The following is a 20,388-nucleotide window of genomic DNA, read 5'->3' as shown; positions in this document are numbered from 1 at the left end:
GGCCTCAGTGCGACTTTTCGTCGGTGTTGCCGTTCGGATCGACCGCCGGCATCGCCGCCAACTGCGCCGTCGTGGCCGCCACCGCTTTCACCTGCTGGCCGAGCGATACCGCGCTGCCGTTGCTGACGATCACCCGTTCGCCAGCCTTGAGGCCGCTGGTGATCTGCCACTGGTTACCGACCACCTGGCCGGTGCTGACGCGGCGCTCGACCACATGATCCTTGGCGTCGAGCAGGCGCAGCAGCGGTTCGCCGCGCTCGTTGCGCACCACCGCCTTCTGCGGCACCAGCAGGGCACGCGCGTCGGTGGCCATCGGCAGCACCGCCTTCAGGTACATGCCCGGCAACAGCAGGCCGTCCGGGTTCGGAATGACCGCGCGCAGCTTCACGTTGCCGGTGCCCGGATCCACTGCGCTGCCGACGAACTCCAACGTGCCTTCATGCGCGTAGGTGCTGCCGTCCTCCAGCAGCACCTTTACCTGTGCCTTGCCATCGATGGCCTTCACCAGGCCCGCATCGAGCTGCTTGCGCAGCGCCAGCATCTGCGTGCTGGACTGGGTGACATCCAGGTACACCGGGTCCAGCCGCTGGATGGTGGTCAGTGCCGTGTCCTGGCCGGCCGCGACCAGCGCGCCGGCGGTGACGCTGGAGGTGCCGATGCGGCCGTCGATGGGGGCGGTCACCCGGGTGTAGTCGAGGTTGATGCGGGCAGCCTGCAATGCAGCGCGCGCGGCAATCACGTTGGCCTGCGCCTGCTTCAACGCCGAGGTGGCATCGTCGGCGTCCTGCTTGCTGGCTGCATCCATGCTCACCAGCGCGCGGGTGCGCTCGGCCTTCGGCTGTGCCGACAACACGGTGGCCTCGGCCTGCGCCAGCTGCCCGCGGGCGGTATCGAAGGCCGCCTGGTACGGTGCCGGGTCGACCTGGTACAGCAGCTGCCCTGCCTTGACCTGCTGGCCTTCGGTGAACAACCGCTGGCGGATCAGGCCGCCGACCTGCGGCCGCACCTCGGAGATCTCGAACGGCACGGCACGGCCGGGCAAGGTCTGCTGGAGTGCCAGCGGCTGCGCGCTGGCGATGATGACGCCCACTTCGGGCATGGCCGGGGCATCGGTCCTGCCCGCCGAACAGGCCGCCAGGGCCAGCAGCAGGGGCAACAGCAGGGGACGCGGGGAACGGGACAGCGGGCGCAGGAAGGACATGGGGGGGCGTGGGGGCCTTGCGTTGACCCGTGCACGCTGCCGTGAAACTGTGCAGAGAATATGGAGATTGTGCGACGGGCTCAGCTGGCGCTTGCTTTCGGCGCCGCATGCGCCGCTAATGGCCTTCGCGATGGCGAAGTTCCAACTCAAATTCGGCCTGACCGCGAAGACCTTCCTCGCGATCTTCACCGCCTGCCTGCTGGTGCTGGCAGTGAACGGTATTGCCAGCCGCGTGGCCTTCCAGACCGGCTTCCTGGACTACCTCAACGACCAGGGCGACCTGCGCATGCAGCGGCTGATGCCACACCTGCAGCGCGAGTACCGCGAGCACGGTGGCTGGGAGCATCTGCACGGTGATGGCGACCGCTGGGCGCGGCTGCTGCGCCCGGACCTGGCCCATGGGCACGAAGGACCGGTGCCGTCGCTGTCCGACCAGACCGGCGTGCCGTCGCGCCTGGGCCTGTTCGACGCGCAGCACCGTTTCGTGGCCGGCAACCCCGACGCCACCAGCGATGACGAGCCGCATGCGGTGCAGGTGGACGGGCAGACCGTCGGTTGGCTGGGCATGGTGCCGTTCCAGACCGTCATCGCCACCAACGACCTGAATTTCTACAACACCCAGGTGCGCGCCTGGTGGGTGATCGGCATCGCGCTACTGCTGGTGACGGTACTGCTGGCCTGGCTGGTATCGCGTGCGCTGCGCCAGCGCCTTGCCAAGCTGGCCGCTGCCACCCACCGGTTGGCCGCCGGTGACTACGCCACCCGCATCGAGCGCACCAGTGACGATGAGCTGGACGCGCTGGTCAACGACTTCAACCGGATGGCGCAGGCGCTGGACGATACCGAACGCAACCGCCGCGCCTTCATTGCCGACATCTCGCATGAGCTGCGCACGCCATTGGCAGTGGTGCGCGCCGAGCTGGAGGCGATCGAAGATGGCATCCGTCCGCTGGACCGAGCCAACCTGGTGGGCCTGCAGGGCGAGATCCGCCAGCTGGGCAAGCTGATCGACGACCTGCACGACCTGTCGATGACCCAGTCCGGCGGCCTGGCGTACCGCTTCGCGCCACTGGACCTGGTGGCGCTGCTGCGCAGCGAACTCAATGGCATGCGCGTGCGCTTCGCCAATGCAGGCCTGGCGTTGGAAGAAGACCTGCCCGCCACGCCGTTGCAGGTGTCCGGTGACGAGCGGCGCCTGCAGCAGGTGCTGGCCAACCTGCTGGAAAACGCACTGCGCTACACCCATGCCGGTGGCCGCGTACGCGTGCAGGCAGCGCGCGTGCCTGCCGGCGTGCAGCTGGTCGTGGAAGACACCGCGCCGGGCGTTCCGGCCGACAAGTGTGCACTGCTGTTCGAACGCTTCTACCGCGTGGAAAGTTCGCGCAACCGCGCCAGTGGCGGCAGCGGGCTGGGCCTGGCCATCAGCCACAACATCATCCTCGCCCACCACGGCGTCATCCACGCCGCGCCCTCGCCGCTGGGCGGGCTGCGCGTGGTCATCACCCTGCCGGAGCCTGCATGAGCACGTCGCCCGCCACGTCCACGAAGATCCTGATCGTCGAGGACGAGCCACGCCTGGCCTCGGTACTGCGCGACTACCTGGCCGCCGCCGGCATGGCCAGCGAGTGGGTGGACGACGGTGGCCAGGTGATCGACGCATTCGCGCGCTACCAGCCCGACCTGGTGCTGCTGGACCTGATGCTGCCGCAGCGCGACGGCGTGGACCTGTGCCGCGAACTGCGTGCCAGCAGCGATGTACCGGTCATCATGGTCACCGCAAGGGTGGAAGAGATCGACCGCCTGCTGGGGCTGGAGATCGGCGCCGACGACTACATCTGCAAGCCGTTCAGTCCGCGCGAAGTGGTCGCGCGGGTAATGGCGGTGCTGCGCCGCTACCGCCCGGACCCGGGTGCGCGCGCCAACGGTGGCCTGCACATCGACGAGCCGGCCGCACGCGCCACCTGGAACGGCAAGGGCCTGGACCTGACGCCGGTGGAGTACCGCCTGCTGCGCACGCTGCTGGCCACCCCAGGCCGGATCTGGGCGCGCGATGAACTGCTCGACCGGCTGTACCTGGACCATCGCGTGGTGGTCGACCGCACCGTCGACAGCCATGTGCGCAACCTGCGCCGCAAGCTGGCCGACGCCGGCATGGAAGGCGAGCCGATCCGTTCGGTGTACGGCATGGGCTACAGCTACGAGCCCTAGCCGGTAGTGCCGGCCGCTGGCCGGCAACCGCAGAATTCCAAGTGCGCCCGTGAGCTTGCCGGCCAGCGGCCGGCACTACAGGTGCGCACTTGCGTTACAGTCGAGCACGCTCGACATTACGAACACAACTGCATGGACGACATCCACCCGATCGCGCCGGACAAGCGCGCCGCCATCCTTTCCACCCTGGCTGACATCGAACAGCGCTACGACGTACGCGTGCTGCTGGCCTGCGAGTCGGGCAGCCGCGGCTGGGGCTTTTCCTCGCCCGACAGCGACTACGACGCGCGCTTCATCTACGTGCATCGCCAGCCTTGGTATCTCAGCGTCAACGAGAGCACCGGTCCCGGCGAAGCGCAGCGCGATGTGATCGAACTGCCGATCGACGATGAGCTCGACGTGAGCGGCTGGGACCTGCGCAAGGCACTGCGACTGGTTTCAAAATCCAATCCGACCCTGATCGAGTGGCTGCGCTCGCCGATCGTCTACCAGCAGGATCAGGCGGCGGTGTCACAGTTGTGGGAAGCAGCGAAAGCGTTCCATTCACCGCTGGGCACCTGGTGGCACTACTTCAACATGGCGCGCTCGAACCATCGCGGCTACCTGCGTGGCGAAACGGTGCGCACCAAGAAGTACCTGTACGTGCTGCGCCCACTGCTGGCCTGCCAGTGGATAGAGCACGAACAGACACCCCCGCCGATGGCCTTCGAGGATCTGCTGGACCGGCTGCTGCCAGACGGTGCGGTGCGTGAAGTCATCGATGCCCTGCTGGCGGTCAAGCGGGCCAGCGCCGAGGTCGCCGCCGGGCCGCGCATTGCGGCGATCAGCGACTACATCGATCGTGAACTGGCCATCCGGACTGCGCAGGCGCCACAGCTGCCCGCCGGACGAGGTGATGCTGCGTGGCTGGATGAGCTGTTCCGGCAGATGCTGGCCGAGCACGCGCCTGCGTGAAGAGCCGCACCTGCCTCTGGTAGTGCCGGCCGCTGGCCGGCAACCACGGAAATCCAGGCGTGCCGCGCGGTTGCCGGCCAGCGGCCGGCACTACCACACGGGTATCATCGTCGCGAACGCCCTGATTTCCGGAGACCCCGATGAACCCGCTGCGCCCCTTCCGCGACAAGATGCCCATCCTCGGCGAGCGCGTGTACATCGACCCGTCGTGCACGATCATCGGCGACGTGGAACTGGGCGACGACGTGTCGGTGTGGCCGGGCACGGTCATCCGCGGTGACGTCAATTACGTACGCATCGGTGCACGCACCAACGTGCAGGACGGCACCATCATCCACGTCAGCCACCACAGCCCGTACAACAAGGCCGGCTACCCGACCCTGATCGGCGAAGGCGTGACCGTCGGCCACGGCTGCATCATCCACGCCTGCACGATCGGCGATTACAGCCTGATCGGCATGGGCGCCTGCATCCTCGACGGTGCCCGCGTGGAGCGCCATGGCTTCGTCGGCGCCGGTGCGGTGATCGGCCCCGGCAAGGTGGTGGGCGAAGGCGAGCTGTGGGTCGGCAACCCTGCCCGGCCGGCACGCACGCTGAGCGACAAGGAGATCGAGTCGCTGCACTATTCGGCCGACCACTACGTGCGGCTGAAGGACGAATACCGGGGCTGAGCAGCCAACGCTGCCGCGCGGCTCTGCTAAAGTCTGGGCCCGACCAGGACCTGTCGAGACCCCCATGCCTGTGGTTGCCAGCCGGAGAGGACTCCGGCGCCCACAACGAAGGCCACCGCGCTGATGGCCGCACCGATGCTCGATACCTACCGTGAGGTGGTGACGCCGGAGGGTGTGCTGCTTCAGTTGCCGGTAGCCGGACCGCTGCCGCGGGCCATGGCCTGGCTGGTCGATCTTGGCGTGCGCATCGCGGTGCTGGTGCTGATGGCGATTCCGCTGGCGGTGCTGGACGAATTCGGCTCCGGCCTCAACCTGGTGCTGATGTTCCTGGTCTACTGGGTCTACCCGATCGTGTGCGAGGCGCTGTGGGGCCGTACCCTGGGCAAGCGCGCGCTGGGCCTGCGCGTGCTGTCCCGCGATGGCGCGCCCGTGGGCTGGATGGCGGCGATCACCCGCAACCTGCTGCGTACGGTGGACATGCTGCCGTTCGGCTATGCACTGGGCCTGGTCAGCAGCCTGTTCGATCCGCACGGCCGCCGCCTCGGCGACCTGGTGGCCGGCACCGTGGTGGTGCACGCGCCTGTGCTGTACCTGCCGCCGCCACCTACCATCGACAGCGTGCTGGCCCCGCCGCAGCCACTGCGGCCGGAGGAACAGGCCGCGCTGATGGCCTTCGCCGAGCGCGCGCCACGGCTGTCGGCGGCACGCCAGCAGGAGCTGGCCGGCATTGCCGAGCCCCTGACCGGCACCCACGGCCAGGTCGCCGTGCTGCGCCTGTACGCCATGGCCAACTGGCTGCTGGGGCGGCGATGAAACAGGAACAGTTCGTCGCCCGCTACCAGCAGGAATGGCAGGAGCTGGAACAGTGGCTGCTGCTGCGTGCCGGCGCCTCGCGCCGCGCGCGCCGCAAGGCCAGCGGCCTGGCACTGGACGATACCGCCGTCCCGCAGCGCTACCGGCGCCTGTGCCAGCAGCTGGCGCTGGCCCGCGAGCGCGGTTACAGCCCGCAGCTGCTCCAGCGCCTGCAGCAGCTGATGCAGCAGGGCCACAGCGTGCTGTACCGCACGCCGCCGACACGCTGGCGGGGTGCCCTGGAGTTCCTGGTCGCCGACTTCCCGCTGCTCGTGCGCAGCCAGGCACGCAGCATGTGGGTGGCGCTGGCGATGTTCGCCCTGCCGGCAATCGCCTGCTTCGTGCTTGTACAGGTCTATCCGGACCTGATCCATACGTTGATGGACAACCGCCAGATCGCCGCGATGGAGCGCATGTACGACCCTGCCGCCGAACGACTGGGCCGCGACAGCGGTACCGACTGGATGATGTTCGGCCACTACATCCTCAACAACATCAGCATTGCCCTGCGCACCTTCGCCAGCGGCCTGCTGGCCGGGCTGGGTACGCTGCTGGTGCTGCTGTTCAACGGTGTCACCATCGGCGCGGTGGCCGGCCACCTGCAGCACATCGGGCACGGTGGACCATTCTGGCGCTTCGTGGCCGGCCATGGCGCGTTCGAGCTGACCGCGATCGTGATCGCCGGCGGTGCCGGCCTGCAGCTGGGCATGAAGCTGCTGGCACCGGGCCGGCGCAGCCGCCTGGACGCGCTGGTCGACGGTGGCCGCATCGGTGCGCGGCTGTGCCTGGGCGTGGCGTTCATGCTGCTGGTCGCAGCCTTCATCGAAGCGTTCTGGTCGTCGATCGCCGAACTCCCCGCATGGACCAAGTTCGGCGTCGCCGGAGTGCTCTGGGCCGGCGTGCTGCTGTGGCTGTGGCGTGGCGGGCGTGGAGGCGGTCATGCGCATTGACCGTCTGGACGTGGTGCTGCGTGCACGCAGCGGCTGGGAAGCGATGGAGCTGGGCAGTGCCCTCGCCCGCCGCCATGCGCGCGCCGTGTGGGGCAGCTGGCTGCTGGCCAGTGCTCCGTTGTTCGTGATCTTCAACGCGCTGGGATGGTGGCTGGATGCCTTCGGCTGGGCCTGGCTGGCGATGTGGTGGTGCAAGCCACTGTTCGAGCGTGCGCCGCTGTATGTGCTGTCGCGCGGCATCTTCGGCGAACCGGTCAGCACACTTTCGGCCCTGCGTGCGCAGCGCCACTGGGGCAACACTGGTTCCTGGGGCTACCTGGGCTGGCGTCGCTTCAGCGTGCTGCGCAGCCTGTGCCTGCCGGTGAACCTGCTGGAAGGCAACGCACCGGGTCAGCGCGGTCCACGCCGCCGTGCGGTGGCTGCCGGCGCCGCAGGTGCGGCGACAGTGCTGACCGTGACCTGCATGGCGTTCGAAGCGGTGCTGGTATCTGGTGCCATCGGTGCAGTGTTCATGTTCATGCCACTGGACCTGATGTCCGAATCCTGGCGTGCGGCCTGGGACATGATCGGCAAGGACACGCCGGCATGGGCACGCTTCGGTTTCAATCTGGCCTGCTGGCTGGCCTCGGCGCTGATCGGCCCGTTCTTCGTCGGTGCGGGCTTTGGCCTGTACTTGAACCGGCGTACGCAGATGGAAGCCTGGGACGTCGAAATCGCCCTGCGCCGACTGCGCGATCGCCTGCTGCCGGCGGCATCGACGCTGGCGCTGCTGCTGTGCCTGGCACTGCCGCTGGTCTCCGCCCCGGTGCATGCGCAGGACGCAGATGCCGAGCCCGGGCGCGCAATGGGCAAGCCCAACGCCAGTGACATCGCCGCCGAAGACGACGACGATGAACCGACCATCGACCCGGCCAACACGCCGGCCACCATCTTCGGTGGCACGCCGGTGGACACCGCCGGTTTCCGTCAAGCGGTTAACCGCGCCTATGAGGACCCGCTGCAGCGCCCGACCCGCGAGGTCACCCGCTGGAAGCCGATCGAGCAGGCCGAGGAAAAAAAGAAGGAAGACAAGCAGCTGCAGCGTGACACCAACAGCAAAGGTGAACGCAAAGCGCGCAGGGACGGCATCGCCTGGCTGGCACGGCTGGCCGAATGGGGCCTGTGGGGCCTGCTCGGCATCCTGCTGCTGGTGCTGCTGCTGACCGCGCGGCTGTGGCTGCCATGGCTGCGTGGCAGTGGCCGGCGCAAGGCCGGCGCTGCACCGAAGGTGCTGGAGGAACAGGTGGAGTTGCCGGTGGTGCTGCCGCCGGACGTGGCCACCCAGGCTGGCCTGCTCTGGGACCAGGGCCGGCCGCGGCAGGCGCTGGCCCTGCTGTACCGCGCCAGTGTGCGCACGGTGGGCGAGCGCAGCGGTATCGCACTTCCACCTGGTGCCACCGAAGCGCAATGCCTGCGCGCGTCGCGGCGCATGCCTGATGCCACCGATCGTGACCTGTTCGCGCGCATCGTGCGCATGTGGCAGTACGCCGCCTACGGTGGCCGCCTGCCCAGCCGCGCCGATTTCGATGCATTGGCCGATACCCTGCGCCAGCAGTACGGGTGGCAGGCATGAGTCCGCGCCTGTTCTGGTCGCTGCTGCTCGGTGCATTGGTGCTGTTCGGTGTACCGCTGACCATCCTCTACCTGCGCACGCACGAACGGGTGACCGAGACGATCCGGCTGCCGCCACAGGGCGAAGCCGCCTACAACCCGCTGTACGTACTCGGCCAGGCCCTGCGCGCCGATGGCATTGACGTGCACTCGCGGCCACGGCTGGAACTGCAGCAGATGGCACTGGGGCCGAACGATACGGTGGTGCTGCTGCAGGACAGCAGCGAACTGCCGCCACCCGTTGCCAGCGCGCTGCTGGACTGGGTCGACGGTGGCGGCCACCTGCTGGTACGTACACCGCCGCCGGCCGAGGACGATGCCGGCAGCACGCAGGGCCCCTTGCTGGACCGGCTGGGCGTGGACAGCCTGTTCCAGCGCAGCGACTGCCAGCCGTTCCATGTCGACGACGATCCTGGCCACGTCGAATTCTGCGGTGGCCGCCGCTTCACCCTGGGTTTTGCCGCCAGTGCGCAGGCCGAACGTCGCTGGGGCACGGATCGCGACCTGGTGTTCGCGCGCCTGCGCCATGGCCAGGGCAAGGTGAGCGTGCTGGCCGACATGGAGTTCATGCGCAGCGAGGTGGACTCACCTGCGGCGCGCCTGGCCTCCGCAGGGGGCAAGGCCAGCGACGGCCTGCACGACGCGTCGCATCGCGACCTGACCCGCTACCTGCTCGATCCGAACTACGGCAAGGGTGCGGTCTGGCTGGTCTATGCCAGCCGCCCGCCGTCGCTGTGGTCGCGCATGTTCTATCAGGGCTGGCCGCTGTGGGCACCGTTGCTGCTGGCCCTGCTGGGTTGGCTGTGGGGCCGCTCGCAGCGCTTCGGCAGCCTGCTGCCGTCGCCGGTTCTGGAACGCCGTTCGTTGCTGGAGCACGTGCGCGCCAGTGGTGATCTGCTGCTGCGTTTCGGCCACGGCGCGCGCCTGTACGAGGCCGTACTCGCCCTGTTCCTGCACCGCCTGCGCCTGCGCGCACCGGTTGCCGCCGCACTCGATGGCGCGCCGCGCGATCAGGCCATCGCCGAGCTGCTGAAGTGGCCGCAAGGCCGCGTTGCCAGCGCGCTCACGCCCCCTCCGCCGCACGATTCCTCCGCCCTGCGCGAGCGCATCCGCTTGCTGCTCCAGATGAGATCCCTGCTATGACCGAAGTCCCCGAGCTGCCGGCGGCCGCCAACGCCCGCCTGATCGAACGCGTCGATGCCATCCGCGATGCCGTCGGCCACGCCTTCATCGGCCAGGCTGATGTGCTGGACCAGATCCTGGTGGCCCTGCTGGCCGGTGGCCACGTGCTGATCGAGGGCGTGCCCGGGCTGGGCAAGACCCTGCTGGTGCGCGCGCTGGCACAGGCCCTGGAACTGGATTACGGCCGCGTGCAGTTCACCCCCGACCTGATGCCCAGCGACGTCAGCGGCCACGCGGTGTACGACCCGAAGAGCGAGAGCTTCAAGATCCGTCGCGGCCCGGTGTTCACCAACCTGCTGCTGGCCGACGAGATCAACCGCGCACCGGCCAAGACCCAGTCGGCGCTGCTGGAAGTGATGCAGGAAGGCCAGGTGACCATCGAAGGCAAGGCGTTCACCCTGGCGCCGCCGTTCATGGCGCTGGCCACGCAGAACCCGCTGGAGCAGGAAGGCACCTACCCGCTGCCGGAAGCACAGCTGGACCGCTTCCTGTTGAAGGTGCTGATCGACTACCCGCAACTGGAGGACGAGAAGCGCATGGTGACCTCGATCACCAGCGGCCGCGCCGCCAGCGATTTCGACCTGAGCCAGGTGCCGCGCGTGCTCGGCGCCGGTGAGCTGCTGGAACTGCAGCGCGCCACGGCGGCGATCACCGTCGATGACGAAGTGATCGACTACGCGGTGCGGATTGTGGCGGCCACGAGGCAGTGGCCGGGTATCGCGGTCGGCGCTGGCCCGCGTGGCAGCATCGCGCTGGTACGTGCCTCGCGCGCGCAGGCGGTGTTGGCCGGCCGTGACTTCGTCACCCCCGACGACGTGCGCGACATCGCGCGCCCCGCGCTGCGCCATCGCATCGCGCTGGCCCCGGAACTGCAGATCGAAGGCCAGGACGCCGACGACGTGCTGGGTGCACTGCTGGCCAAGGTGGAAGCACCGCGCCGATGAGGCCGGCCCCGCTGCTGCTGGCGCTGCTGCTGGCCTGGGCCGCCCTGGGTGGCCTGGTGCTGGGCGGCCTGCTGCCGCGCTGGAGCTGGGCGCTGGCCGCGGTGGCGATTGCCGTGCCAGCGTTGATGGATCTGTGGCGGCAGACGCGGCGTCCATCGCCGCAGATCCAGCGTGAGCTGCCCGAAGCGCTGGCACTGGGCGTGCGCCGCGAGGCCGCGCTGCGGCTGCAAGCGGACGCATCGATGACGGTGCAGGTGTTCGACCTGGTCCCCGGCGGCTGGCCGCTGGAGTCGCTGCCGCAGCGCTTGCGCCTGAAGGCCGGCAGCGCCTCCACCCTGCACTACCACCTGCAGCCGCTGCAGCGCGGGCGCTTCCGCTTCGAAGGCGTTCACCTGCGCATGCGCTCGCCGTGGCGGCTGTGGTGGCAGCAACGCACGCTGCCTCCCGCGCTGGACGTGCGGGTCTATCCGAACTTCGTGCCGCTTACCCGGTTTGCGTTGTTCAGTGCCGACCAGGCCTCGCGGCTGGTCGGCGCACACGTGAAGCGCCGCCGTGGTGAAGGCACCGACTTCCACCAGATGCGCGAGTACCGCATCGGCGACAGCCTGCGCCAGCTGGACTGGAAGGCCACCGCGCGTGCGCGCAAGCTGGTCTCGCGCGAGTACCAGGACGAGAAGAACCAGCAGCTGCTGCTGATGCTCGACAGTGGCCGCCGCATGCTGGCCAGCGAAGGCGGGCTCTCGCACTTCGATCATGCATTGAATGCCTCGCTGGTGGTGGCCTACCTGGCGCTGCGCCAGGGCGATGCTGCCGGCCTGTTCGCCACCGGTGGCGAGCGCCGCTGGGTGGCACCGCAGCGTGGCATGGGCACGGTCGAGCACCTGCTGCGTGCCAGCTACGACCTGCAGCCGCGCGCGGTGGCCACCGACTACCTGGCCGCCGCCACCGAAGTGTCGCTGCGCCAGCGCCGGCGCGCGCTGGTGATGCTGGTCAGCAACGTGCGCGACGAAGACATCGAGGATCTGCTGGCGGCGGTGCGCCTGCTGCAGAAACGCCACCTGGTGTGCGTGGCCAGCCTGCGCGAGCGCGAACTGGATGCTGTCCTCGATGATGAGGTGCAGTCGCTGGAGGACGCGGCACAGGCCGGTGCCGCGGCGCTGTACCTGCAGCAGCGCGCGAAAGCGCATGAGGCGCTGCGCAGCGAGAAGGTGATGGTGCTGGACGTGACCGCCGACGCCCTGCCCGGTGCACTGGTGGAGCGCTATCTGGCGGTGAAGCGCGAAGGGTTGCTCTGATACCAGGAGCGGTTGCCGGCCAGCGGCCGGCACTACCCCCTGTAACAACCGGTGCATCGCTCTGGTGGGTGCCAACCTTGGTTGGCACGAAACCCCCAGCGCCGACCAGGGTCGGCATCTACCAGCAACGGTTGCCGGCCAGCGGCCGGCACTACCCCTGCAGCAATCGCCGCTGCAATCGCTCCACCGCACGCTGCAGCAGCACCCGGTTGCGGGCCAGCTTCATCCACTGCGGCAGGCGCGAGAACATGGATCGGTGATGGCCGCGGCTTTCGCGCAATGTCGCGCTCGCGTACTCGTGCAATGCGTGCAGATGTTCAGCGTTATAGGCCCAGAGCAGGCCTGCGCGGGTCTGTTCGACCAGGCACAGCGGCAATCCGAAGTGCGGATCGGTAGGCTCGGCATCACGCAATGGACGCACCGAGACCGAAACATCGGTACTGCGATCACATTGCGCACATCGAGCAGCGAAGGACGCCGGTGCAGGAACGCCAGCGGGAACCCGACGACGCACGTGCAGCCACTGATGCCCACAGAATCCACAAGGTTGGCGGCCCAGCATGTAGACCGCACCGACCCAGTCACCACTGTCCAGTGCAGAACTGCAGCCGGTGCAGCGGAATCGCGCGGTCCACCGGTAGGGTTCCCAGCTGGCGACCACCCAGCCGGGGGCGTCGCAGCGATGGCAACGCACCGCGACACGGTCCGCGAAGGCCTGCAGGCTGCGCCCGTCATCGAAGTGCCGGCCAGGCACGGGCGAAGAACGCCCATGCCGGCCAGGCCAACGCCGCACCGCCATCAGACGTAGATCCGCGTCGGCGCCTCGTCAACGATCGCATGCGGCACGAAGCGCGCACTGTCACGGGTGATCGCGCTGTCGTCTTCGCGGATGCCGACGCCGCAGGCGTGGTCACCCACCACCCAGCTGCCGATCAGCGGATAGCCGCCTTCGAAGCGGGTGAGCGGATGGGCGCGCTGGATGATCGCCGGGCCATCGTAGGGACCGTCGCTGCGCTGGGTGCTGCCATCGGCCAGATGCATCTCGATGTTCGCGCCTTCGCGCGAGAACAGCGGCTTGCGCACCCAGCCCGACGCCAGCGTGCTGCCGTCATCGAAATGCGCTTCCAGCAGGTTCGGATGGCCCACGTTACGCTGCCACAGCAGCGGCAGGATGCCCTTGTTGCTCAACACCGCCTTCCACGCCGGCTCCAGCAGCTGCACGCCCGAGCCGGGCAGCGCGCGGCCGAATTCCTCGGCCATCAGGTCTTCCAGCGGGTACAGCTTGAACAGCGTGCCGATCACCGAATCGTCCAGCGCGGTGAAGCGGCCGTCCTCGGACAGGCCAATGTCCTCGATGGCGATGGCCTGGCCATGCAGGCCGGCCTGCGAGGCGCAGTCGCGCAGGTAGTCGACGGTGCCGCGGTCTTCTTCGGAACTGCCCACCGCGCTGAAATACAGCGGCGGTGGCAGCTGCGTGGCCAGTTCGCCGAAACGCTCGACCAGCGCTTCGTGGATCGCGTTGAACTGGTCGGCGTGCTGCGGCAGGCGACCGGCGTTGCGCTGGTCTTCCAGCCACTGCCATTGGAAGAAGCTGGCCTCGAACAGCGAGGTCGGCGTGTCGTAGTTCAGTTCGTACAGCTTGGCCGGGCCAGTACCGTCGTAGGCCAGGTCCAGGCGACCGTACAGATGCGGCTGGCGCTGGCGCCAGCTGTCGGCGATCCAGTCGCGGTAATGCGGCGGAATCGCCAGCTGGTCCATCAATCGTTCGCTGGCGATGACATCGCCGACCAGGTCCAGCGCCATCTGGTGCAGCTCGGCGCTGGGGTCTTCGATGTCCTGCTCGATCTGGCGCAGGGTGAACGCGTAGTACACGCTTTCGTCCCAGTAGGGCTGGCCGTCGATGGTGTGGAAGCGGAAACCCGCCTCTTCCGCGCGCGCCCGCCATTGGGCACGCTCGGCAATCCGGATGCGCTGCATGGGTCGATCAGCCGCCGTAGCTGCCGCTGCTGCTGCGGCGCGCGCTGCTGTTGCCGAAGCCACCACGGCTGGCAGTGACCGCACGGTTCGGTTCGCTGGTGACCGGGGCCAGGCCGGCCTTGCCCGCGCCGATGCCGCTGGCGGTGTTCAGGCCACCAGTGCCACCCGGTGCCGGGCGCGCCCAACCCGCATTCTTGTCCTGGTAGGCCGGCGCCGACGCCGGTGCCTGCGGTGCCAGGCCTCCGCGGTTGCTCAGCATCTGCGACATGAAGAAGCCCATCATCATCGGGCCGATGAACGAGGTACCGGCCGAGGTGTGCTGCTGCACGCACTGCTCCGGCTTGTAATCCTTCTCGCAGGCTTCCCTGCTGGCGTACTTCGGCGCCGCATCGGCGGCCTGCTTCTGCGCTTCGGCGAAGGCATTGCGGCACGACGACGGATCGCCGGTGGCCTCGGTGCAGGCCTCGACCGAGGTGTACAGGCCTTCCTGCACCTTCACCTCCGGCTCCTTCTGGCAGGCGGTGAACAGCAGCGGCGCGGCGCTCATCAGCAGCAGCGCGGTGGTGCGGGAACGTTTCATGGCCTCATGCCCTGTCGACGGATCAATGCCCCAATGATGCCAAATCCGGGCCAGCAACCGGAATCGGCAAAGTCCGAAAGATGAACGGACTTTCATTTTCGTCGTTCCAATCAGCAATCGGGGGTCAGAGCCCGTCGCGCAGCAAAGGGATCCGACCCCGTCAGATCGCAGGAAACTGTCGAAGGCGGGGTGGGTCCGGTTGCGGGGGCGTGAGCGCCATGGATGGCGCGACCGAGGCTACATGGACGTACTTGCGCCGTCCCCCGCAGCCGGACCCACCCCGCCATCCCACGGATAGCCCAGCTGTTGCTGTTGAGGTTGCCGGCCAGCGGCCGGCACTACCCCGGGTGCAGGGCGCAGCCCTGCCGCTCTCTCCCCGGTGGTTGCAGCAGCAACCGAAAAAATTGGCCATGATCGGCTGACCCCCACGTCGTACGGCCCGCCCGTTCCGCCAGCCATGCCCGAATACCGTTCCCGCACCTCCACCGCCGGCCGCAACATGGCCGGCGCCCGCGCCCTGTGGCGTGCCACCGGCATGAAGGACGGCGACTTCCACAAGCCGATCATCGCCATCGCCAACTCCTTCACCCAGTTCGTGCCCGGCCACGTGCACCTGAAGGACCTCGGCCAGCTGGTCGCGCGCGAGATCGAGCAGGTCGGCGGCGTCGCCAAGGAATTCAACACCATCGCCGTGGACGACGGCATCGCGATGGGCCACGACGGCATGCTGTATTCGCTGCCCAGCCGCGAGATCATCGCCGACGCCGTGGAGTACATGGTCAACGCGCACTGTGCCGACGCGCTGGTGTGCATCAGCAACTGCGACAAGATCACCCCCGGCATGCTGATGGCAGCGCTGCGCCTCAACATCCCGGTGGTGTTCGTTTCCGGCGGACCGATGGAAGCGGGCAAGACCAAGCTGTCCGAGCACAAGCTGGACCTGGTCGATGCGATGGTGGTGGCTGCCGATGACAGCGCTTCCGACGAGAAGGTGGCAGCGTTCGAACGCAGCGCCTGCCCCACCTGCGGCTCCTGCTCGGGCATGTTCACCGCCAACTCGATGAACTGCCTGACCGAAGCACTGGGCCTGTCGCTGCCGGGCAACGGCACCACGCTGGCCACCCATGCCGACCGTGAGGCGCTGTTCCGCCGTGCCGGCCGCCTGATCGTCGAACTCTGCCATCGCTGGTATGGCGGCGAGGACCCGAGCGCGCTGCCGCGCGGCATCGCCACCCAGGCGGCGTTTGCCAATGCGATGACCCTGGACATCGCCATGGGCGGCTCCACCAACACCATCCTGCACCTGCTGGCCGCAGCGCAGGAAGCGGAGGTCGACTTCGACCTGACCCACATCGACGCGCTGTCGCGGCGCGTGCCGCAGCTGTGCAAGGTGGCGCCGAACACACCGAAGTACCACATCGAGGACGTGCACCGCGCCGGCGGTGTGTTCGGCATCCTCGGTGAACTGGACCGCGCCGGCCTGCTCGAAACCACGGTGCCGACCGTGCACAGCGCCAGCCTGGCCGAAGCACTGGAACGCTGGGACGTGGTGCGCAGTGACAACGACACCCTGCACACCTTCTTCAAGGCCGGCCCGGCCGGCATTCCCACCCAGGAGGCCTTCAGCCAGGCCACGCGCTGGCCGACGCTGGACGTAGACCGCGCCGAGGGCTGCATCCGCTCGCTGCAGCATGCGTATTCGCTGGAAGGCGGGCTGGCCGTGCTGCGCGGCAACCTGGCCGTGGATGGCTGCGTGGTGAAGACCGCCGGCGTGGACGAGTCGATCCATGTGTTCGAAGGCCCCGCGCGCGTCTATGAAAGCCAGGACGCCGCCGTCGCCGGCATCCTCGCCGACGAAGTGCAGCCGGGCGAGGTGGTGGTGATCCGCTACGAAGGCCCGAAGGGCGGCCCCGGCATGCAGGAAATGCTGTACCCGACCAGCTATCTGAAGTCGAAGGGGCTGGGCAAGCAGTGCGCACTGCTCACCGATGGCCGCTTCTCCGGCGGCACCTCGGGCCTGTCGATCGGCCATGTCTCGCCGGAAGCCGCCAGCGGGGGTGTCATCGGCCTGGTGGAAGATGGCGACCGCATCCGCATCGACATCCCTGCCCGCCGTATCGACCTGCTGCTGGACGAGGCCGTGCTGGCCCAGCGCCGCAGCGACGCCGATGCGCGTGGTTGGAAGCCGCGCGCACCGCGCCCACGCAAGGTCACCAGCGCGCTGAAGGCTTATGCACTGCTCGCCACCAGCGCCGACAAGGGTGCCGTACGCAACACCGCACTTCTGGGCGATTGACCGCCATACGGTAATGCCGGCCGCTGGCCGGCATCTGGGAATAGGGGACGGAGGGAATTAAGTCGTTTGTGCCTAAAACGACTTAATTCCCTCCGTCCCCTTTTTGCCGGCCAGCGGCCGGCACTACCGGTCAGCCGATCACGCGCTTGAACGGCGGCAGCGCGTCGATGATGCGCTTGCCGTAGCGGCGGGTCAGCAGCCGCGAATCAAGAATGACCACGCGGCCGGTGTCGGTGGAGGTGCGGATCAGGCGGCCGGCGAACTGGGTCAACGTGCGCAGCGCATGCGGAATGGCGATCAGGTTGAACGCATTGAGCCCGCGCCCCTCGAACCATTCGCTGAGGGTGGCGGTCTGCGGGTCGGTCGGCACCGCGAACGGCACCTGGGTGATCACCACCGTGGTGCAGGCTTCACCTGGCAGGTCGAGGCCTTCGCCGAACGAATTCAGCCCGAACAGCACCGAGCCTTCACCCGCCGCCACGCGGCGCAGATGCTCGTCAATCAGGCGGGTCTTGGACATCTCGCCCTGCACCAGCACCTGCTTGCGGCGCGCGGCCGACATCAGCCCAGCCACCTTCTCCATCTTCCAGCGCGAGGTGAACAGCACCATCGAGCCCTTGGCCCAGTCCAGTTCGGTGTCGAGATAGCGCGCCACTTCACGCGGGTGGCCTTCGCGGTCGTCCGGGGTGACCGGGAATTTCGGCACGATCAGTTCGGCCTGGTTGGGCAGGTCGAACGGTGACGACAGCGAGACCATCTCGGCCTCTTCCGGAATGCCGTTGTCGATCGCCAGCGACTGGAAGTCGCCACCGCCGGTCAGCGTCGCCGAGGTCATCACCACCGAGTCCACTTCATCCCACAGCAGCTTGCGCAGCACGTGCGCGGCCGAAACCGGCGAGCCGTGCAGCACCAGATCGCCGTCGCGGGTGGCGGTGACCCAGCGCGCCATCGGCGGCGCACCGTCCTTGTCTTCGCGGCGCCAGGCCTGCCACAGGTTGTACTGCTGCTCGATCATCTCCAGCGCCATGCCCAGGTTGCGCTGCAGGCGCTCGCGCGCGGCATCGTCCGGCTTGCCCTTGGCTACCTGGGCGGTGGCGGCGTGCGCCCAGTTGTAGAGGCTGCGGGTATCGTCAGCCAACGCCTCGATCGGCTCGCGCCAGGCCTCGGGCAGGCGTCCATTGGCGGCGCGCCACATCGGTTCCTCATCGGCTGGCGCCGGCATCCACACGCGCTCGATATGATCGCGGAACGCGCGCAGCTGCTTGGCCACGTTGCTGGCCACCTCGATCGCTTCGTTCGGCAGCAGGTTGCCGAGGCGATCCTTGTCGACCGCGCGGTAGGCGCCGGCGATCAGGATCTGCAGGCGGCCGGTACGCTTGGCCATCTCGTCCAGCGCCAGGCTGGCCGCGCCCTGGTCGATCGCCACATTGCCGATGTGATGGCCTTCGTCCAGCACCAGCAGCATGTCCGACGGCGGTGCGATCAACGGCTGGCCGTTGTCGCTGTCGCCGATCGACAGCGCCGACAGCAGCAGCGCGTGGTTGGTGACCACGATCTGCGCATCGCGCACGGTGTTGCGCGAACGCAGTACCGCGCACTGTGCCGAGTACGCACAACGGCGCCCCGCGCAACCCGAGGCCGGCGTGGTGATGCGGCTGCGCAGGCCGGGGCTGATCGTCTCCGGTGCGTTGTCGATATCGCCATCCCAGCTGCCGCTGGTGAAGGCGTCGGTCAGGCGCTTGGCGATGTCCATCTCGATCGGCGCCAGCGGCCGGTCGAACAGCGGCGCGTCATCCTCGAACATGCCGCCCTGCGAGCCCTCGCCCTGCGCCTCGGCGGCATTGCGCGTGCACAGGTAGCGGGTACGGCCCTTGGCCAGCGCCACGGTCGCCTCCAGGCCGGTGGCTTTCAGGAAATTCGGGATATCGCGCTCGACCAGCTGCGACTGCAGCGCCACGGTGCCGGTGCTGATCACCAGCTTCTTCTTGCTGGCCAATGCGATCGGCACGCCTGCGGTGAGGTAGCCCAGGCTCTTGCCGACGCCGGTGGGCGCCTCGACCACGCCGACGCCACCGCTTTTCGACAGCGCACGCGACACCACGCCGATCATCTGGCTCTGCGAGCGACGGGTGGAAAAGCCGGGGGTATTGGCCTGCAGCGTCGTGTACGCCTTGCGGATCGCGTCCTTCAAGGTGTCATCGAGGGTGCGCGGAGCGGCGACGGTTTCGGTCACGCCGGGAATTACCGTAGCTGGATCAGGCCGGGCATTGTCGCATGGCCGGCCGCATTCACCGCCGCTGGGACCCTGAACGGGCCAGCGACGACGCCCGCTGGCGGTCCCGGTCCAATGGCCGGACCATCCCAGGGGCAGATACGCCGGGCATGGCCCGGCGCGACCGGTCAGGCGGCCGGGAGCGTACGGGTACGCAGCAGGCGCACCAGCGCCCACACCACCAGCACCACACCGATGGCCTCGACCATCGCCAGCGCGAAATGCAGCACGCCGAGGATGGCACTCAAGCTCGACACGGCACTGAAATCACCGCTGCGGACCATCCACATCGGCAGGATGCCCGCCGCCATGCCGCCGAGGCTGGCCAGCAGCAACAGCAGCAGGCCGACCAGGGCACCGGTGCGGGTGGCATCGCGCGGTGCGCCGACCACCCAGACCAGGCCCACGCACAGCGCGATCAGCACCGGCAGGCGCACGCCCACCATGCTCAGCACCGTGACCAGCAGGGTTGTGCCGTCCATCGATCAGTCCTCGCCGGCCAGCACGGCCGAGCCCTGGCGCAGCGACTGGTAGACCTCGTCGGTCTGCGGGCGCACACCGTGCCACTGCTGGAAACTCTCAGCGGCCTGCTCGACCAGCATGCCCAGGCCATCGACCGTATTGCGGCACTCCGCGGCGCGCGCCCAGGCCAGGAAGGCGATCGCCGCTTCGCCGTAGTTGAGGTCGACGGCGGTGGTCATCGAGTTGACCAGCGACAGCGGCAGCTTGAACTCGACGTCACGGTCGCGGCCGGCCGAGGTGGCGTTGACGATCAGTTCGAAGTCACCCAGATCACGCAGGTCTTCCCAGTAGCGGCTGATCGCGCGACCCGGCTCACCCATCGCATCGATCAGTTCATCGGCGCGTTCCGGCGTGCGGTTGACCACCACCAGCTCGGTGATGCCGGCATCAAGCAGCGCCGGGGCGACGCTGCGCGCGGAGCCACCGGCACCGATCAGCAACATGCGGCGGCCACGCAGGTCCAGGCCATGGCGGTCGGTCAGGTCACGCACCAGGCCGATGCCGTCGGTGGTGTCGCCATGCCAGCGGTCGCCCTTGCGCAGCAGCGTGTTGACCGAACCGGCGCGGCGCGCGCGTGCGGTCAGGGTGGTGCACACCGAGAACGCGGCCTCCTTGTGCGGCGAGGTGACGTTGGCGCCGACACCGCCGTCGGCGGCGAAGGCCTCCAGGCCGGCAAGGAACGCATCCGGGGCCAGGTCGATCGCGCGGTAATCCACCGCGATGCCTTCCTGGCGACCGAACGTCGCGTGGATCTGCGGCGACTTCGAGTGGGCAACGGGGTGTCCGAAGACGGCGTAACGGTCGGTCATGGAATCCTCAAGCTGGCTAGACTGA

Annotated in this window: 18 protein-coding genes; 11 read left to right on the top strand and 7 right to left on the bottom strand. The window is 68.4% G+C overall.

Annotation, left to right across the window (positions count from 1 at the left end):
• Positions 1-4 precede the first annotated feature (4 nt).
• Positions 5-1,201 (bottom strand): multidrug efflux RND transporter periplasmic adaptor subunit SmeA, encoded by a 1,197-nt coding sequence (smeA, locus tag AC5P6X_RS18290; protein WP_049397692.1) that lies wholly within the window; start codon positions 1,199-1,201, stop codon positions 5-7.
• A gap of 118 nt (positions 1,202-1,319) precedes the next feature.
• Here smeA and baeS point away from each other — a divergent pair, with 118 nt between their 5' ends.
• From baeS to AC5P6X_RS18240, 10 genes are all read left to right on the top strand, one after another.
• Entirely contained in the window at positions 1,320-2,723 is a 1,404-nt protein-coding gene (baeS, locus tag AC5P6X_RS18285) for a sensor histidine kinase efflux regulator BaeS (RefSeq protein WP_005411527.1), read from the top strand.
• Complete coding sequence (locus AC5P6X_RS18280) at positions 2,720-3,409, top strand: response regulator (protein WP_005414809.1); 690 nt, start codon at positions 2,720-2,722, stop codon at positions 3,407-3,409. Before baeS ends, AC5P6X_RS18280 begins: the two co-directional genes overlap by 4 nt.
• A 132-nt stretch (positions 3,410-3,541) precedes the next feature.
• Positions 3,542-4,363, top strand: coding sequence for a nucleotidyltransferase domain-containing protein (locus tag AC5P6X_RS18275; protein ID WP_005411529.1), 822 nt, complete (start codon positions 3,542-3,544; stop codon positions 4,361-4,363).
• Positions 4,364-4,503: 140 nt separating this feature from the next.
• Complete coding sequence (locus AC5P6X_RS18270) at positions 4,504-5,034, top strand: gamma carbonic anhydrase family protein (protein WP_005411530.1); 531 nt, start codon at positions 4,504-4,506, stop codon at positions 5,032-5,034.
• A 123-nt stretch (positions 5,035-5,157) separates the two neighbouring features.
• Positions 5,158-5,847, top strand: a complete 690-nt coding sequence (locus AC5P6X_RS18265; RefSeq protein WP_005414811.1) for an RDD family protein — start codon at positions 5,158-5,160, stop codon at positions 5,845-5,847.
• On the top strand, positions 5,844-6,836 hold the full coding sequence (locus AC5P6X_RS18260) for a stage II sporulation protein M (RefSeq protein ID WP_099605390.1): 993 nt from the start codon (positions 5,844-5,846) through the stop codon (positions 6,834-6,836). The genes AC5P6X_RS18265 and AC5P6X_RS18260 overlap by 4 nt, the downstream gene beginning before the upstream one ends.
• Positions 6,826-8,448, top strand: a complete 1,623-nt coding sequence (locus AC5P6X_RS18255; protein ID WP_329756956.1) for a DUF4129 domain-containing protein — start codon at positions 6,826-6,828, stop codon at positions 8,446-8,448. Before AC5P6X_RS18260 ends, AC5P6X_RS18255 begins: the two co-directional genes overlap by 11 nt.
• Positions 8,445-9,629, top strand: a complete 1,185-nt coding sequence (locus AC5P6X_RS18250) for a DUF4350 domain-containing protein (protein WP_049451266.1) — start codon at positions 8,445-8,447, stop codon at positions 9,627-9,629. Before AC5P6X_RS18255 ends, AC5P6X_RS18250 begins: the two co-directional genes overlap by 4 nt.
• Positions 9,626-10,612: an AAA family ATPase gene (locus AC5P6X_RS18245; protein WP_329756957.1), complete on the top strand. Its 987-nt coding sequence runs from the start codon at positions 9,626-9,628 to the stop codon at positions 10,610-10,612. The genes AC5P6X_RS18250 and AC5P6X_RS18245 overlap by 4 nt, the downstream gene beginning before the upstream one ends.
• Complete coding sequence (locus AC5P6X_RS18240) at positions 10,609-11,907, top strand: DUF58 domain-containing protein (RefSeq protein WP_329756958.1); 1,299 nt, start codon at positions 10,609-10,611, stop codon at positions 11,905-11,907. The genes AC5P6X_RS18245 and AC5P6X_RS18240 overlap by 4 nt, the downstream gene beginning before the upstream one ends.
• 151 nt (positions 11,908-12,058) lie before the next feature.
• Here the strand turns inward: AC5P6X_RS18240 and AC5P6X_RS18235 are convergent, their stop codons facing one another.
• From AC5P6X_RS18235 to AC5P6X_RS18225, 3 genes are read right to left on the bottom strand one after another with little or no spacing between them, the layout of a single operon-like run.
• A complete protein-coding gene (locus AC5P6X_RS18235; protein WP_099605386.1) occupies positions 12,059-12,706 on the bottom strand; it encodes a hypothetical protein in 648 nt (215 codons plus the stop codon).
• Entirely contained in the window at positions 12,706-13,884 is a 1,179-nt protein-coding gene (locus tag AC5P6X_RS18230; RefSeq protein ID WP_329756959.1) for a glutathionylspermidine synthase family protein, read from the bottom strand. The genes AC5P6X_RS18235 and AC5P6X_RS18230 overlap by 1 nt, the downstream gene beginning before the upstream one ends.
• A gap of 7 nt (positions 13,885-13,891) precedes the next feature.
• Positions 13,892-14,464 (bottom strand): DUF1190 domain-containing protein, encoded by a 573-nt coding sequence (locus AC5P6X_RS18225; protein WP_005414818.1) that lies wholly within the window; start codon positions 14,462-14,464, stop codon positions 13,892-13,894.
• Positions 14,465-14,921: 457 nt separating this feature from the next.
• On the opposite strand from AC5P6X_RS18225, the gene ilvD reads away from it, so the two are divergent.
• The gene (gene ilvD, locus AC5P6X_RS18220) at positions 14,922-16,760 is read left to right on the top strand and encodes a dihydroxy-acid dehydratase (RefSeq protein WP_065183892.1); all 1,839 of its coding nucleotides are present in this window, start codon (positions 14,922-14,924) and stop codon (positions 16,758-16,760) included.
• Positions 16,761-16,890: 130 nt separating this feature from the next.
• Here the strand turns inward: ilvD and dinG are convergent, their stop codons facing one another.
• The 3 genes from dinG to aroE all read right to left on the bottom strand — a co-directional run bounded on the left by dinG (position 16,891) and on the right by aroE (position 20,363).
• Positions 16,891-18,993, bottom strand: coding sequence for an ATP-dependent DNA helicase DinG (gene dinG, locus AC5P6X_RS18215; RefSeq protein WP_088436052.1), 2,103 nt, complete (start codon positions 18,991-18,993; stop codon positions 16,891-16,893).
• A gap of 167 nt (positions 18,994-19,160) precedes the next feature.
• A complete protein-coding gene (locus AC5P6X_RS18210) occupies positions 19,161-19,514 on the bottom strand; it encodes a hypothetical protein (protein ID WP_005411542.1) in 354 nt (117 codons plus the stop codon).
• A gap of 3 nt (positions 19,515-19,517) precedes the next feature.
• Entirely contained in the window at positions 19,518-20,363 is an 846-nt protein-coding gene (aroE, locus tag AC5P6X_RS18205; protein ID WP_329756960.1) for a shikimate dehydrogenase, read from the bottom strand.
• Positions 20,364-20,388: the final 25 nt, after the last annotated feature.

This window comes from Stenotrophomonas sp. YJH_SMC_40, from assembly GCF_059368615.1.
The sequence above is the reverse complement of the archived record's forward strand: the minus strand, read 5'-3'. Positions and strand labels throughout refer to the sequence as shown.

Bases quoted from the DNA above. Each gene is read 5' to 3' on its own strand.
- AC5P6X_RS18265 (WP_005414811.1), top strand. From the start codon at position 5,158: ATGGCCGCACCGATGCTCGATACCTACCGTGAGGTGGTGACGCCGGAG.
- smeA (WP_049397692.1), bottom strand. From the start codon at position 1,201: ATGTCCTTCCTGCGCCCGCTGTCCCGTTCCCCGCGTCCCCTGCTGTTG.
- AC5P6X_RS18275 (WP_005411529.1), top strand. From the start codon at position 3,542: ATGGACGACATCCACCCGATCGCGCCGGACAAGCGCGCCGCCATCCTT.
- AC5P6X_RS18280 (WP_005414809.1), top strand. From the start codon at position 2,720: ATGAGCACGTCGCCCGCCACGTCCACGAAGATCCTGATCGTCGAGGAC.
- ilvD (WP_065183892.1), top strand. From the start codon at position 14,922: ATGCCCGAATACCGTTCCCGCACCTCCACCGCCGGCCGCAACATGGCC.
- AC5P6X_RS18235 (WP_099605386.1), bottom strand. From the start codon at position 12,706: ATGGCGGTGCGGCGTTGGCCTGGCCGGCATGGGCGTTCTTCGCCCGTG.
- AC5P6X_RS18270 (WP_005411530.1), top strand. From the start codon at position 4,504: ATGAACCCGCTGCGCCCCTTCCGCGACAAGATGCCCATCCTCGGCGAG.
- AC5P6X_RS18210 (WP_005411542.1), bottom strand. From the start codon at position 19,514: ATGGACGGCACAACCCTGCTGGTCACGGTGCTGAGCATGGTGGGCGTG.
- AC5P6X_RS18230 (WP_329756959.1), bottom strand. From the start codon at position 13,884: ATGCAGCGCATCCGGATTGCCGAGCGTGCCCAATGGCGGGCGCGCGCG.
- baeS (WP_005411527.1), top strand. From the start codon at position 1,320: ATGGCCTTCGCGATGGCGAAGTTCCAACTCAAATTCGGCCTGACCGCG.
- aroE (WP_329756960.1), bottom strand. From the start codon at position 20,363: ATGACCGACCGTTACGCCGTCTTCGGACACCCCGTTGCCCACTCGAAG.
- AC5P6X_RS18250 (WP_049451266.1), top strand. From the start codon at position 8,445: ATGAGTCCGCGCCTGTTCTGGTCGCTGCTGCTCGGTGCATTGGTGCTG.
- AC5P6X_RS18255 (WP_329756956.1), top strand. From the start codon at position 6,826: ATGCGCATTGACCGTCTGGACGTGGTGCTGCGTGCACGCAGCGGCTGG.
- AC5P6X_RS18245 (WP_329756957.1), top strand. From the start codon at position 9,626: ATGACCGAAGTCCCCGAGCTGCCGGCGGCCGCCAACGCCCGCCTGATC.
- AC5P6X_RS18225 (WP_005414818.1), bottom strand. From the start codon at position 14,464: ATGAAACGTTCCCGCACCACCGCGCTGCTGCTGATGAGCGCCGCGCCG.
- AC5P6X_RS18260 (WP_099605390.1), top strand. From the start codon at position 5,844: ATGAAACAGGAACAGTTCGTCGCCCGCTACCAGCAGGAATGGCAGGAG.
- AC5P6X_RS18240 (WP_329756958.1), top strand. From the start codon at position 10,609: ATGAGGCCGGCCCCGCTGCTGCTGGCGCTGCTGCTGGCCTGGGCCGCC.